This window comes from Kluyvera sp. 1366 (genome assembly GCF_054823405.1).
This window is the reverse complement of sequence record NZ_JBTRDW010000036.1, coordinates 1-1,166: the sequence shown is the minus strand read 5'-3', so window position 1 is coordinate 1,166 and position 1,166 is coordinate 1. Positions and strand designations below refer to the sequence as shown.

Here is a 1,166-nt window from a genome sequence, read left to right as displayed (position 1 = left end):
CGAGAGGAAGAGTGGAAATATTCATCTCACTTTTTTTATCCGGGACGCGCGACGGAGGGAGGGGAGGTAGCTTCATAATATGTATCCTGATAGTTTAGTCGGGAAGTGTTCTTAATTACGATTCAAAAAAACAACATGATAATCAAAATATAGAATCTTGTTGTTTTATAGGTTTTTTAATTATTTACCTGATGTAAGTCGATGCTCTTTCCGGGATCCTGGAGCTACAAATCAATAAGGTAAAATAAATGATGCTATAAAGAAACTGTCAGCATCCATTGATGCTTCAATTGTCAACTGTAGGCCCATGCTCTATTAAATAAGGCATATTATTTCCCTTTCTTTCTCCTTTATCTAGAATGCGTATGCCAAATTCATCATCACTCATCCCCCTCACTAAGTATTCATTTGGTGAGGCAGGATCATCAGACTTGTATATCTTGAATTCATCCGGCATTCTTTGAGGGTCAAATTTATAGAAATAACCAACTAGATCTGGCTTCTCATGTGGTCTTCTGTATGGGCCTGGAATAATATTATTTGCTACCGTTCTTCTTTCTTGACCATCATGTGAAAAATCTGTCATGAAAACACCCTCATTACCTTTAGGTATCTTTCGATGTTTATCCTTTGTAGAATAATTCAGTATAGGATCTGCGCCTCTCGTCGAGTCATATGTTCTTTGTCTTGTGTAATGATATAACTCATTAGGATATTGATCTCTTGACAAGAGCACCATTCGCTCAAGCGGAGGTCGAAGCCTGGTTGGTGCCTGAGGTGCCTGAGGTGCCTGAGGTGCCTGAGGTGCCTGAGGTGCCTGAGGTGCCTGAGGTGTTGTGGCTTTTTCATAAGCCGCGTTATGCTTTTTCATAAACGCAGGGCTCAAATTATCTTCACCCAGTTTTTCTACAATTTTAAATGCTCTTGCGTTTCCTAGGCTCTCATTTATGGCACCACTCTGAATTTCAATCGCAATAAGTTCTCTAAGATATATATTTAATTGCTGTGGAGTTAATTCATTTAGTTCAGTTTTTCTTTGTGCTCGCTCAAGTAGTCTTTCGTCGATTTCTATATCGGCCTCTGAACCCCGGCTTGATTTAGCCGCTGACGGCCCAGGCTCAACACTTTGCTTTCGTTTCACCCCCCTGCCACTGCCACCACTTAAT

The 1,166-nt window shown here is 40.7% G+C and carries 1 protein-coding gene; it reads right to left on the bottom strand.

What is annotated here, in order from left to right; translation table 11 throughout:
• Positions 1-286 precede the first annotated feature (286 nt).
• Positions 287-1,166, bottom strand: an 880-nt coding sequence (locus tag ACVLVH_RS24190; protein ID WP_498950477.1) for a hypothetical protein, incomplete at its 5' end; no start/stop codon positions are given.